Genomic DNA, 12601 nt, shown 5'->3' on the forward strand with positions numbered 1-12601 from the left:
GCGTTCGGTTCAATTATTTCTTGCTGTAGGCCGTCAGGATATCCATGAGCGTGATGGACGAATCCTCCATTGCGTTTACGAGCGAGTCGATCTTGGCGATGATGTAGTTGTAGAACAGCTGAAGAATAACGGCAGCGATAAGACCCATGAGGGTGGTCAGAAGGGCGACCTTGATACCACCAGCAACGAGCGTCGGGCTGATGTCACCGGCAGCCTGGATGGCGTCGAATGCGTCGATCATACCGACAACGGTACCCATAAATCCGAGCATCGGGCTGAGGGCGATGAACAGGCCGATCCACGAAAGACCCGACTCCATCTGGCCGGTCTGAACCGAACCGTAGGAAACAACGGCCTTCTCAACCGAGTCGAGACCCTGATCGTAGCGATCCAGACCCTGATAGTAGATCGAGGCGATCGGGCCGCGGGTGTTGCGGCAAACCTCCTTGGCAGCTTCGATACCGCCCTTCTTGAGAGCCTCCTCAACGTTGGCGATGAGCTTCTTCGAGTTGATCGTCGAGAGCGACAGGAAGAGAATGCGCTCGATGGCTACGGCCAGACCGATCACCAAGCAGAGCAGGATCGGGAGCATCCAGCCCCAACCGCCCTCGAGGAACTTCTGCATCAGAATGTGGTGCATGCTCTCGCCTGCGACCTGAGTTTCGGCTGCGGCAGCGGCTGCCTCCTGCGCGAACGCATTAACGGTACCCAGAACGGTCAGGGCAACCGACGGAATCAAAAACAGTTTTTTCATAGTTGTGTTAGATGATTGATTTGATTGATTGAATTTTATTAGTTGTGTTTTTGGTTTTTGTCTTTCCCGGGGTTGCGGCCGGAGACCGGAGGCCGGGTATCCGGCGGGCCGTTTTTCCGTTCCGCTCCGTTTTTTGTTCCGGATCGCTCAATTTTTTGTTAAAAAATCATTTTTTTCTTCCTCCCTCCCGTCCGCGCGGCCGTTTTTTACCTGTTCTGCAGCGGTTGCGTGAGGTCTCCCCACACGGATGTCCGAATCCCGGATTTTCTTCCCGGACTCGCACAACTCCCTGTCAATCAACTGTGTTGCTTTGCTTCTGTCGCATCTTTCCCCGGTACTTCGACCGGTAGGGGTACGTTAGCAGTGCGAAATATAGGAAAAAAATTCGTTTCGTGCAACGTCCTATGCCGTAAATTCTCCGCGCAACGGCCTGCGCAGGAGCTCTTCGGTCTGCTGTCGCGGGAGTCCGAGCCCGAGCGTGTACATCAGTTTGGTGACGGCCGCCTCGGTGGTCATGTCGTAACCGCACAGCACGCCGGACTTTTGCAGCCGCAACCCCGTCTCGTAGAGCTCCATCGAGACCCGTCCGCCGCCGCACTGCGTGATGTTGAGCACGATCACGCCGCGGTCGATCGCCTCCTGCAGCGTGCGGATGAACCATTCGCTGGTCGGGGCGTTTCCGGCGCCGAATGTTTCGAGCACGACGGCACGCAGCCCGGGCGCCGAGAGCATGGCTCGCAGGACCCGTTCGCCGAGGCCCGGGAAGAGCTTGATGACCTCGATGCCGTCGGCCAGCCGGGTGGCCACGCGCAGCGGCTCTCCGAAGGTCTCGGGGCGGAGGATCGCCGGGTAGTTGTAGGCGATATTGACGCCGACCTCGGCCAGCGGCGGGTAGTTGTATGAGCGGAAGGCGCTCAGCGCTTCGGCGCTGCGCTTGGTGGTGCGGTTGGCGCGGAAGAGCCGGTTCTGGAAGTAGAGCGACACCTCGGGGACAACCGGACGGCCGTCGCGCCGGGCGCCGGCGATCTCGATGGCCGTGATGAGGTTCTCGCGGCCGTCGGTGCGCAGCACGCCGATGGGGATCTGGCTGCCGGTGAAGACCACGGGCTTCGAGAGGTTCTCGAGCATGAAACTCAGCGCCGAGGCGGTGTAGGACATCGTGTCGGTGCCGTGCAGGACGACGAATCCGTCGTAGCGGTCGTAGTTGTCGCGGATCAGCTCGGCGAGCGTGACCCAGTTCGACGGGGCGACGTTCGACGAGTCGATGACCGGCGACATCGTCAGCACCTCGATGTCCACGTTGAGCCGCTTGAGCGAGGGGAATTCGTCGTAGATGCCGCTGAAGTCGAAGGGCACCAGTGCTCCGGTGGCGGCGTCGGTCTTCATGCCGATGGTGCCGCCCGTGTAGATGATCAGAATGGAGGATCGCATGTCGTATCTCTTTGTTTTGTCGTATTCGTCACTCGTCGAGTGCCTCGACCAGAAAGCTCACCGGACGGAAGCCGTCGTTGCAGGAGAGCATCGCCGAGGCGGGGTTTTTCATCCACCCGTCGTAGAGGTCCGTACCTCCGTGGGCCAGCGTCATGACGAACGGCGAGAGGGTCTGCCAGGCGCTTTCGCACAGTCCCTCGGGCCGCTGCCACCCCTCGGCGATGAAGACCTGACCCTCCTGCAGGTCGCAGGCGTGTTCGATCGGGTTTTCGTAGCGTGCGATCAGGTCGCGGTGGCAGACCTTGCGGACGACGGTGATGCGTACTCGTTTCATGGCTGTATGTGTGGCTGGTTGTCGGTCTCGGAGCCTTGAGCCGGAGCGGGGCGGGGCTTTGTGCCGTCCTGTCCGGAGGAGCTCCCGTTCAGACGGAAGAGTCGTTCGGCCGAGGCTGTCGTGGCGTCGGCCACCTCGTCGGGCGTAAGTCCCTTGAGGCGGGCCACCTCGTTGCACACGAAGCGCACGTAGGCGGACTCGTTGCGTTCGCCCCGGTGGGGTGCGGGTGTCAGGTAGGGGCAGTCGGTCTCCAACACCAGGTCGTCGAGCTCCATCTCGGGAACGATCGCCGCCAGAAGGCTCTTCTTGAATGTCACGACTCCGCCGATGCCGAAGCGGAAGTCGCCCAGCGAACGCAGCTCGCGATAGGTCTCCAGCGTGTCGGAGTAGGCATGGAAGACGCCGCGGAGCCCCCGCCCGGCGTATTCGCGCATGAGGGCGACGGTCTCCGGCCAGGCGTTGCGCGTGTGGACGGCGATCGGCAGGTCGTATCGCAGGGCGAGTTCGATCTGCCGGCGGAAGGCTTTGGTCTGCTGTTCGCGGAAGTCGCGGCTCCAGTAGAAGTCCAGCCCGATCTCGCCGATGGCGCAGAAGGGCGGGATGCCCTCGGGCGGTGCGGCAAGGAGCTGTTCGACGAGCTCCAGCTCCTCCTGCCAGCGGGGGTTGTCATTGACCGACGTGGGGTGCAGGCCGATCATCGGCACGCACCGTTGCGGATGCAGGCGGCAGAGGTCGAAGAGCCGGTCGTGACTCTCGGAGTCGATAGCCGGGAGCAGCAGTCGCCCGACGCTGGCCCCGGCAGCCCGGGCGAGCGCCTCTTCGCGGTCCTCGTCGAACTCGGGGCCATAGAGATGAGAGTGTGTATCGATCAGATTCATTGTTTCATGTATCGGTTTCCGGGGAGTTGGCGGATGGCTCCGGCCAGCTCGAGCCCGATGAGCAGCGATGCGAGCTCCCCGGGGTCGAGTCCGGTCAGCTCGCCGAGTGTCTCGGACGAGAGCGGGTCGTCGGTGCGGAAGCAGGCGAGCAATCCCGCCTCGTCACGTGTCAGTTCGGGGGTGGCGGGTTTCGGCCGGAGTGTGGCGGGGTCGGTGCCGAGGTCCCACATCAGTTCGCGGATCACGTCGTCGGCCGTCATGACCAGCTGGGCCTTGCGGTTGCGGATCAGGTGGTTCGTGCCCGAGGACATGGGGTCGGTGGCGCGACCCGGCACGGCCATCAGCGTGCGGTCGTAGGAGTCAGCGCAGTGGGCCGTCAGGAGCGAACCCCCGCTGTCGGGCGACTCCACAACGATACACCCGGCGCTCAACGCGGCGATGATGCGGTTGCGGGCTACATAGAAGGAGCCGTTCTGCCGGGTCTGCGAGTGGAGTTCGGTGACCAGTGCTCCGCTGTGTTCCACGATGTCGCGGGCAATGGCCGTGTGCTGGGCGGGAGTGACCTCCGGGAGGGCGTTGGCGAGTACGGCGACGGTCGGGATTCCGGCGGTGAGGGCCGCGCGGTGGGCCGCTATGTCGATGCCGAAGGCCAGGCCGCTGACGATGCAGAGCCCCGGGACCCGTTCGGCGAGTTCGCCGACCAGACGGTCGCACATCGCCTGCCCGTAGGGAGTTGCGCGGCGTGTGCCGACCAGCGTGAGACATCGTGCCGTGAGGGCCTCGGCGTTACCTTTTATGTATAGAACGGCGGGATAGTCGGGCGTTTCGCGCAGCAACGGGGGATACCCGCTATCGGTCGAGGCGACGACGGCGATGCCGTGGCGCCGGCAGTAGGCGATCTCCCGCTCGGCGGCCGCGAAGGCCTTGTGCTGCAGGAGCTGCCGGGCAATGTCGGGCCGGAGGCCGGCGCCTTCGGTAAGTTCGTCGGCCGAAGCGGCGAAGATCCGTGCGGCACTGCCGAAGTGTTCCAGCAGATGGACGGCGCCTTTCACCCCGATGCCGGGGGTCATCTGAAGGGCGATATCTTCGAGGGTCATGGCCGGACAAAACAAATTCAACAGAGTAAAGGTAGGTATTTTTGCGCAATAACGGGAAAATATTTTCGAAATAACGCAAAGTTGCCCGGAAGTTTTGCAGAAATGAGAAATGTTTGTATATTTGCACTCCCGAAGTACCGGAGCAGCCCCGGATTCGGTCCCGGGTCGCAGCGACGACACCGGTGATACGGAAGAGGGCGGGGCTGATTTTAGGTTGGGTTTGTGTTGTACCGGTACGGACGGATTTTCATGTTGGTCTGATGGCCGAGTGGCTAGGCAAAGGTCTGCAAAACCTTGTACAGCGGTTCGAGTCCGCTTCAGACCTCGCAGAAACCGCGTTGTAGATATCTACAACGCGGTTTTCGTTTGAATTTGTACGGCATTTGTACGGCAACGGGCAAATTTGAAACTTGATTCGGTAAAATAGACAAGCTGTTTGCTCATTGAAAAAACTGCTACCATAGTTATGTCGTGTTCGATAAATTTTGTGGGAATTATCTTTTCGTTCAATCATTAGCGTTTCTGCATATAAAATCGAGCGGGCATATTTTGGACGATTTTCCCTTGTAGCAGTTTGCCATTGATTTTTTTATTCCCTTTGATTCCATCAACACTCCATGTTCCCCATTGTTTGAAGAAAAAAGGAATATTATTCTTGTCAGCTTGTCGTTTAATATTTAGGACCCATTCTTCTTTCATGGGCCGCGCCTGCACTCCGCTTTCACCACCTACGATGATCCAATTTATACCTGAGAGATCCAATTCTCCCAGATCTTCGAGCAAAGGTTCACAAGAGATGAATCGAACGGATGCTTTGAGATTGCGGATGTAGTCTATTCTATTTTTTGCTTTTGGATTTTCGACCGTTACGCCAATCCATACGTTACCGGGTATAATACGAGAGGCAAAATATTCAGCCATACGTTCTGCCCGTTTTGTCAGAATCTGATAATTATGCTGCGGCGTATTTCTGATAACTCCGAAAACTTTGTCAATAAAATCAAACGGCACATCACTGTGAAACAGATCGCTCATTGAGCAGACGAATATCATACAAGGGTTAGACCATTGTAATGGTTCATTGAGCGCATCGTTATGTAACGTTACTGAAAAACCATTTATGTATTTTGGCTTTCCCATTCCCTGTAAACGTTTAGCCATAACTTCAGCATAGCAATGTTTACAGCCGTCGGATATTTTCGTGCAACCAGTAATTGGATTCCACGTTTTGTCTGTCCATTCTATTGAAGAAGATGCCATTATGCAAACTTAAGAATACAATCTTTTGAAATTAATACGCTTACGCTATGGTTTTTATTGTCAGTAAAGGTGGCTTGTAGCTTGTTTTCTGAACATAACTTGCGAAGGGCTTGTGCATAATGCGATCTGCAATATTTGCCTGTTATCTGATGCTCTTCGAAAAGATCATATGCAGATAATGTTTTTCCAGTATACGCTTGATAAAGCTTATTTTTCAGATTGTCGATGTTCTGTTCTTTCATGTCGAATAATTCAATACCGGGATTATTGAATTGCTTGACATCGAAAGTATATGTATTAACTCCGTCGAATACGGTACCGACATTGGCAAAATCGTTATATATCGTTTTTATCAGATCAAAACCACGAGACGACTTTGTTAAATGGACAATAAAATGGCTGGTCGTATCAATATCCTCCTCCTGAAATTTAAATGCTGTATAATAGACAGTTCCGGGTAGAATTTTTTGAAATTCTCTTCCAAGATTGTCAATTATAAGTTGTAGCCGTTCTGCTACCGTTGATTTATACTTTCTGTCTTGTTTTATTACATTATAGGAGGTTGGAAACAATTCCATCATTAACGATTCGAACTTATTATTTTCCAATGCTGCATGAATGCGCTTTGTGTTTAGGAAAATAAAAATTTCATTCCCCCAGTTTTTGAGAAATTCTGCCAATACCTTTGTCCTAATTCCTTTATAACCGAATGGGTCAATAAATAGCAATGAAGGGTATTCGTTGTATTTTCCTTCATGTGTATTCTTTTCTAAGAACTTATCAACTTTGTCATTTTCTCCTACTACACGATCGGCAAAGAAGGGAATATGTCTGAATGATCCTTTGGGGAATTCCTTTAGAAAATTCGCTTCAAGTTGATCTCTATATTTCATGTCATTAAAAATAAATCGGACGGAATCGCGCAGATTTTCGTTTTGATAACATTTTTGTGCGATCATGAGAGGGGTTGAAGGCTTACCATCTTCATATTTCCCCGGACCTGCAAATAGATCGATATACCGCAAACATTTTGGTTTATGTTTACTGACGATTATTACACAATATTTCGGGAAATATTCAGATACAATACTTGCTTTAACCCATGATGACATGGTTTGCTTTTCAAAAAATTGGTTTTCTTTCATATCTCTTTTTTATTCTTCCAGTTTGAGTTTCGGGAGCGAGCGGACGATCTTCATCGTTTCGAGCGAGACGGTGATGATGCGCAGCAGCAGGTTGTAGATGTATTTCGGGTCGTCGTGCTCCCGGCACCAGTCGTTCGGATTGTTCTCAATCCGGCTCGCCGGGTCCGTCTTCACCGCATAGCGCTCCATCACCCACTCGATCGCCGACTTGCCGTTCACCACGTAGTCGTAGGCCTCCAGCGGAATGTTCTCAATCGTGATGCCCGCATTGTAATGGATTATGCGCTTGTCGGCCGTCTTGCTGTCCAGCTTGCCGAAGCGCATCTTATCATCTATGAGGTAGCTGATCTCGTCGCCGCGGTTCGTCAGCGGCGAGTATATGGTGCGGCATCCGGCGTAGGGCTCCACGTGCTCGTATCCGAGGTGGAGTTCGGCCAGGCTGCGGCCGGCACGGCTGAAGGCCCAGAAGTCGTCGGGCGACTTGACCAGCGGCAGTCGGGGCAGCGACTTCTTGAGGTCGGCGGCGAAGGTCGTGCGGTAGTCCGGGGCGTGGAGGATGCCGTAGACATAATAGAAGATGTCCTCTTTGGTTACGCGGCTTCCGTACTGCTTGCGGGCCGTGGAGAGGATCCAGTCGGTCACGCCGTCGCGGCGGACGTAGCGGTCCATCTCGCTCTGCGGGGCCGAGAAGAGGTCGGCAATATCCGCCGTGCTGTCATCATACCAATAGAGCGGGAAACATTGCGCTGCTTCCAAAACATGTAGATCCGGGATGCAATCGGTAATGAGTGCTGTAAAATCACGTCTTGCTCCGATACACTCGACGCAAATTACCAGATTCCGTTGATTAGAAGTTGGGAAAAGTGTGGGAATTTGGTACATCATCTCATTCAAAGGCCTATAAAATAGCAGGTGCTGTTTGAAAAACGGTCGATAGAGACCTTCCCGAAACTGGCAATCTTGCGTGTTGTAGGGCTTGTTCCTTTGAATGTCGGATAACACGGCTCTTGTCCAACTGATTTTATGCGTCGAGTAATCAACGTCGGAGATTTCCTTCTTTGCCAGTTTCTCCCGTTGTTCGTTGTAAAAATCAATCTGTTCCTTTGCGGATTTCTCGACAACGGGTAACGAACTGTTATAACACCACGGGTCGCGTTGGGTTTTGAGGCCATTGGAATAGTAGGGCACAAAGAATGTCTTTTTGTTTTTCTTGTCAATTTTATCACCCAGTGTAGTATAGAGTTTGAACTGCTCACTGCGCTTGTTGAGCCAATCTCCGTGTTCGTTGGGGGTAATGGTGACCCATTGCATCAACGGGTTGCTGATGTCGCCCATATTGCGGATGATACGCAGTTTTTCCTCGCGCGAAAGGTAGTCGCCGATGTCGTGGTAGTAGATGCGGGCAGCCTCGTCGGATGCCTTCGGTTTCTTGACCAGAATGGTTATGGCAACACCGGTCATAATATCAAAGATATTTTGTCCCTCTTTTTTAGCAAGGTCTTTTGATCGTGCTCGAATTGCGCCTCTTAAATTAAACACATAAATAGTTGAAAACTCGCGTTCGAGACATTTACGCATACCATTTTGGGCATTACTATCAAGCCAGTTGCCGTTGGTGATAAATCCAATAACACCACCATCCTTTTTGTCAAGTCGGTCCGATGCCCATCGAAAAGCTCTGATATAGCTGTCGTAAAGCGAGTTCTTGTTGTTGGCGTCGGTTTCGGCCGCATAGGTGCGTTCAATCTGGCTGTCGAGCGCCGGGTATTTCTGGTTCTGCGCATTGTCGTTGGCTGACTTTTGGCCCACGGAATAGGGCGGGTTGCCGACGATGACGGTGATCCGCCGTTTCTTCTGCTCGATGACGCGCCGCGAGTTGGTCGGGAACTGCTCGGAATAGAGGTTCTCGTCCGCAGCCTCCTCGCCCAGCTGGAAGGTGTCGGTCAGGCAGATGCCGCCGAAGGGCCGGTACTCCGTATCGGGGCCCATCAGGTCGTGGAAGACATTTTCGATATTGACCGAGGCGATGTAGTAGGCCATCAGCACGATTTCGTTGGCGTGGATCTCCCGACCGTATTTGCGCTCCAGCGCCTCGCGCGAGATGAGCCCGCTCTGGAGCAGGCGCGTGATGAAGGTCCCCGTTCCGGTGAAGGGGTCGAGGATGTGGACGTTCTCGTCGGAGAGCGACCGTCCGAACTCCCGCTGGAGGATGTAACCCACCGAGCGGATGATGAAGTCGACCACCTCGACCGGCGTGTAGACGATGCCCAGTTTCTCGACCGTGCGGGGCGAGGCCACCTTGAAGAACTTGTCGTAGAGCTCGACGATGATGCGTTGGCGGCCTTCGGCCTCGTGGATATTGCCGACCGTGTCGCGGACATAGTCGTAGAACTTCTGGAGTTTCTGGTGCTCCTCCTCGGTCTTGGTCTCGTCGTCGAGCAGGTCGAGCATCTTCTGCATCGAGCGCGAGATGGGGTTGCTGGCGGCAAACTGGTAGTTCTCGAAGAGGGCCTCGAACACCGGGCGCGAGATGATGTGCTGCGAGAGCATCTCGATGGCGTCCTGCTCGGAGAGTCCGGGGTTGATGTTGCGGTGCAGACCCCGTATGAGCTGGTCGAAGGCCCGGCGGTGCTTGCCGTTGTCGGCGATGAGGGCCTTGATGCGCTCGATGTGCTGTTCGGCAATCTGGGCGATGTCCCTGGCCCAGAGTTCCCAGTAGCGTTTAGTGCCGACCTTGGTCACTAGCTTGGCGTAGAAGACGTTCTGCAGGTCGTTGAAGCTCATCGAGAGCTGGGTGGCGAGCTGCTCGGCGGCACTCTCGGCGCGGGGCTTGCTGTCGCCGTCGCTGTGCTGGTCTTCGTCCTTGCGCGAGGCCCCGACTCCGCCGAAGAGGATGTTTTTGGGCTTCTTTTTCGACAGCTCAATTTTGTTGACCTCGGCATTGAAGCGGTCGTCGTGGGCCCGCAAGGCGTTCAGCACGGTCCAGACCACCTTGAAGTTGGGATGGTTTTCGAGCACCTTGTCGCCCTCGGCATTGGCCGGAACCACGACCGGAATGATGATATATCCGTATTTCTTGCCCTCGCTGCGGCGCATGACGCGACCGACCGACTGCACGACATCGACCTGCGAGTTCTTCGGCGAAATGAAGACCACGGCGTCGAGCGACGGGACATCGACACCCTCCGAAAGGCAGCGGGCGTTGGTCAGCATACGGCATTCGCGTTCGTTTTCGGGCTGCTCCTTGAGCCACATCAGCTCCTCGTCGCGTTTGGTAGCCGACATCGAGCCGTCGACGTGGTGGGCAACGACATCGACCATCGTGGCGCGGTCCTCCTCGCGGATATCCTCCATGTAGAGGTCCTTGTAGTCGGTGAAGGCATTGGCGATTGCCTTGGATGCCTTGATGCTCGAACAGAAGGCCACGGCGCGGCGCATCGGCAGCGGGTCGGAGCCCTTGACGAACTCCTCGTCGGCACCGAGCACCTTTTTCGAGAGGGCATTGATGCAGCCGATGAGTTTCGAGGGGTCATCCGCGTCGATGGTTCCGTCCTCGCGGGTCAGGGCGTTTTGCAGCGTGGGGGTAATGTCCTTTTCGCCCACGGCGAGGATGAGGACCTTATAGTCGGAGAGCAGTTCCTGTTTGACGGCCTCGCCGAAGCCGATGCGGTAGATTTCGTCGCCGTACATCGAGCGGTCGTCCATCGAGCAGAGGACGGCGGAGTTCTCCTCGGCGCGTTTCTTCGTCTCGTCGGTATAGAGGCGCGGCGTGGCGGTCATGTAGATACGGCGCACGGCGCGCAGGAAGTCGTTGTTGTGGACCCGGACAAAGGCGCTCTCGGTCTCGTCCTTGAGCGTAACGCCCGTGGTGCGGTGCGCCTCGTCGCAGATGATGAGGTCGAACGTGCCGAAGGCGTCGCCGGTCTCCTTGAGCAGCTGCTGCTGGGCCCGCGAAATGACGTCGATGGACTGATAGGTCGAGAAGACGACGGTCAGCCCCTCGGCATTGTGTCGGCGGGCGTGTTGCAGTTGTTTGATGATGGAGGGGACGTCGGTCGAGGCCGGAAGTGCCAGGTCGACGACGCTTGTCGTGTCGTTGTCGTTCTTTTCGGTCTGTTTCGAGACCTGCGGGTCGGAGCAGATGCAGACGGCCATCATCGGCTCCATGGCCTGTTGCAGCCACGACCGCAGGGTTTGTCCCAGCAGGGCAATCGAGGGTACGAGGAACAGCACCAGACCGCGGCCCCCGGTTTCGTTCTCGGCAATTCGCAGCGAGGTGAAGGTTTTGCCCGTGCCGCAGGCCATGATGAGCTTGCCGCGCGTATGGGCGGGCTGGCCGGTGGCTTCGTCAATCTTGAAATAGGCGTGGGTCTGGTCGATGGCCTGCTGCTGGTGCTCCCGTATGGTGAAGGGTTTGGACCGGGAGGCCATGCCGAAGATGCCCTGTTCGAGGCTATTCCAGTCGACATCGTCGTTTTCGAGGTCGATAAGGTTCAGTCGCGTTACCGGAGGATTCTGATTGCGGATGGTCTGCTCGGCTGTGGGGTTCCATTTGTTCGTTGTCGAGATCCACAGCCGCTGCACGAATCCCGTCATGCCGGATTCGGTCTCGAAGCGTTTGCCCGAGGTAGAGAGGAATGTATCCACGTCGGGCTTGTTGATGAAGGCATTTGCCGCGTAGCATTTGCACTGGATGGCCCAATACTCGCCCTCGACGGTGCGGGCCACAAGGTCGATGCCGGTGTCCTTGCCGCCGAACTGGTCGTGGAAGGGAAACTCCGTCCAGAGCCACACCTCCTCGAAGAGGTTGGCATACAAGGTCGTGGTTTTCAGGTAAGCCTGCATGAGGCGTTCGAAACGGTATCCTTTGTCGCGTTCGGAAAAGGCGTCCTGGCGGAATTTATTCAGAATTTGGGCGAATGTGCTCATCGTGCAAGATTATATATACTCTAACAAAAGTAATCATTTCACCTCAATAAAAACAGAATCGAGGGGATTTATTCGCCCCTCGATTCTGTGAATCGGATTGTTTGATGGCTGTGAAGTTACCGCTTGATGGTATGTCGCCGGACTACCGGACGTTCGGGGCGGACGGGGTAGCCCAGGCGTGTCATGAGCTCCACGTACCGTTGGCGGAACCAGGCGTGTGCGGGTTGGCGGTCGATGAGCAGCTGGAAGCCTCCGGGACCGTTCGGGTCTCGTTGCAGGCGGATCTCGGTATTCGAGACGTCGAAGCGGCGCGAATACTCCCGGGCATGGAGTTCACCGGAGACGTAGATGGGCTTCATGGCGATAATCTCGCGGGCGCCCGATTCCGAGATCCCCATGTCGCGGCAGTATTCGCCCCAGCTGAGGAGCGTCTGCGTGTCAGGCAGCCAGTGTTCGATGCGGTCGAGCTTCGCCTGCAGCTGCTGTTCGGCCTGCTCATGCCGGGCCTTCTCTTCGCGGTTGGCACGGTTCAGTGTCCCGATCTGTTCGTGCAGGGCGGCGTTCTCCGCGTTGAGGCGGTCGATCTCCTGCTGCTGTCGCTTGACGCGGGAGGTGCCGATCATCGCCCCGATCCCCTCGACGATGTTCGATCCGACCTCTGCCGCGGCGTTTTTCAATCGGGCACCCTTCAGCTCGCCCTTCACACCCTTCAGCTCGCCCTTCACACTCTTCAGCTCGCCCTTCACACTCTTCAGCTCGGCCTCCTCGCGGCT

8 protein-coding genes, 1 tRNA gene and 1 pseudogene are annotated in these 12601 nt (G+C 56.0%); 1 reads left to right on the plus strand and 9 read right to left on the minus strand.

Translation table 11 applies throughout. The features are described 5' to 3' along the window. Positions 1-13 precede the first annotated feature (13 nt). The 5 genes from QZL63_RS07140 to dprA form a co-directional block, all read right to left on the minus strand. On the minus strand, positions 14-754 hold the full coding sequence (locus QZL63_RS07140) for a MotA/TolQ/ExbB proton channel family protein (protein ID WP_022308638.1): 741 nt from the start codon (positions 752-754) through the stop codon (positions 14-16). Positions 755-1156: 402 nt separating this feature from the next. Continuing rightward, positions 1157-2185, minus strand: coding sequence for an asparaginase (locus QZL63_RS07145; protein WP_022308639.1), 1029 nt, complete (start codon positions 2183-2185; stop codon positions 1157-1159). A gap of 28 nt (positions 2186-2213) precedes the next feature. Then, positions 2214-2519, minus strand: coding sequence for a TIGR04076 family protein (locus QZL63_RS07150; RefSeq protein ID WP_022308640.1), 306 nt, complete (start codon positions 2517-2519; stop codon positions 2214-2216). Then, positions 2516-3397, minus strand: coding sequence for a TatD family hydrolase (locus QZL63_RS07155; protein ID WP_022308641.1), 882 nt, complete (start codon positions 3395-3397; stop codon positions 2516-2518). Before QZL63_RS07155 ends, QZL63_RS07150 begins: the two co-directional genes overlap by 4 nt. Next, positions 3394-4494, minus strand: coding sequence for a DNA-processing protein DprA (dprA, locus tag QZL63_RS07160; protein WP_290586368.1), 1101 nt, complete (start codon positions 4492-4494; stop codon positions 3394-3396). Before dprA ends, QZL63_RS07155 begins: the two co-directional genes overlap by 4 nt. A 254-nt stretch (positions 4495-4748) precedes the next feature. On the opposite strand from dprA, the gene QZL63_RS07165 reads away from it, so the two are divergent. Continuing rightward, positions 4749-4819, plus strand: a tRNA-Cys gene (locus tag QZL63_RS07165). A 188-nt stretch (positions 4820-5007) separates the two neighbouring features. On the opposite strand, the gene QZL63_RS07170 is transcribed toward QZL63_RS07165, so the two are convergent. The 4 genes and pseudogenes from QZL63_RS07170 to QZL63_RS07185 all read right to left on the minus strand — a co-directional run. Next, positions 5008-5754 (minus strand): phage Gp37/Gp68 family protein, encoded by a 747-nt coding sequence (locus QZL63_RS07170; RefSeq protein ID WP_022308643.1) that lies wholly within the window; start codon positions 5752-5754, stop codon positions 5008-5010. Beyond that, positions 5754-6899 carry a three-Cys-motif partner protein TcmP gene (gene tcmP / locus QZL63_RS07175; RefSeq protein ID WP_289091786.1) on the minus strand — a complete coding sequence of 382 codons (1146 nt, stop codon included), beginning with the start codon at positions 6897-6899 and terminating at the stop codon, positions 5754-5756. The genes QZL63_RS07170 and tcmP overlap by 1 nt, the downstream gene beginning before the upstream one ends. Before the next feature lie 9 nt (positions 6900-6908). Then, complete coding sequence (locus QZL63_RS07180; RefSeq protein ID WP_022308645.1) at positions 6909-11828, minus strand: DEAD/DEAH box helicase; 4920 nt, start codon at positions 11826-11828, stop codon at positions 6909-6911. 116 nt (positions 11829-11944) lie between these two features. Continuing rightward, positions 11945-12601, minus strand: a pseudogene (locus tag QZL63_RS07185) (MobV family relaxase); the annotation flags it as partial.

The organism is Alistipes sp. CAG:268, assembly GCA_000434235.1.
In the GTDB taxonomy this organism is placed as follows: domain Bacteria; phylum Bacteroidota; class Bacteroidia; order Bacteroidales; family Rikenellaceae; genus Alistipes; species Alistipes avistercoris.

Bases quoted from the DNA above. Each gene is read 5' to 3' on its own strand.
- QZL63_RS07140 (WP_022308638.1), bottom strand. From the start codon at position 754: ATGAAAAAACTGTTTTTGATTCCGTCGGTTGCCCTGACCGTTCTGGGT.
- QZL63_RS07155 (WP_022308641.1), bottom strand. From the start codon at position 3,397: ATGAATCTGATCGATACACACTCTCATCTCTATGGCCCCGAGTTCGAC.
- QZL63_RS07180 (WP_022308645.1), bottom strand. From the start codon at position 11,828: ATGAGCACATTCGCCCAAATTCTGAATAAATTCCGCCAGGACGCCTTT.
- tcmP (WP_289091786.1), bottom strand. From the start codon at position 6,899: ATGAAAGAAAACCAATTTTTTGAAAAGCAAACCATGTCATCATGGGTT.
- QZL63_RS07170 (WP_022308643.1), bottom strand. From the start codon at position 5,754: ATGGCATCTTCTTCAATAGAATGGACAGACAAAACGTGGAATCCAATT.
- QZL63_RS07150 (WP_022308640.1), bottom strand. From the start codon at position 2,519: ATGAAACGAGTACGCATCACCGTCGTCCGCAAGGTCTGCCACCGCGAC.
- dprA (WP_290586368.1), bottom strand. From the start codon at position 4,494: ATGACCCTCGAAGATATCGCCCTTCAGATGACCCCCGGCATCGGGGTG.
- QZL63_RS07145 (WP_022308639.1), bottom strand. From the start codon at position 2,185: ATGCGATCCTCCATTCTGATCATCTACACGGGCGGCACCATCGGCATG.